The 299-nt window shown below is 62.5% G+C and carries 1 protein-coding gene; it reads right to left on the bottom strand.

Going from position 1 to position 299, the window contains the following annotated elements; genetic code table 11:
• The coding region (locus A3714_RS03490) for a 1-acyl-sn-glycerol-3-phosphate acyltransferase (RefSeq protein WP_197463357.1) at window positions 1-299 on the bottom strand (299 nt) is incomplete at both ends.

Raw genomic sequence — 299 nt, 5'->3', positions numbered from 1 at the left:
CGGATATTCAGCTGGTACTTCTGGCTACTGGGCCGCAGCGCTTCACGCATGCCCCCCGGCGCCACCAACACCAGCTCGCCATCGCGCAACAGACTTTCCGCGTTGTGCTGTGAACCCTCAACGAAACCGTAGGCGGATGCCAGATCCCGGACCACCGGAATCTTGAAGATATAGCGATCACCCAGCAGCCACACATCACGACCCAGGCGTTCCCGCACAGCGGCAGCCAGCAGGCCGCTGTCATAGGTGGCCAGGGAATGATTCACCACAATCAGGGCCGGCCCGCTGGCCGGGATGTG

The organism is Alcanivorax sp. HI0007 (assembly GCF_001635525.1).
Classification (GTDB): domain Bacteria; phylum Pseudomonadota; class Gammaproteobacteria; order Pseudomonadales; family Alcanivoracaceae; genus Alcanivorax.
This window is presented reverse-complemented; position numbering and strand designations above follow the sequence as displayed.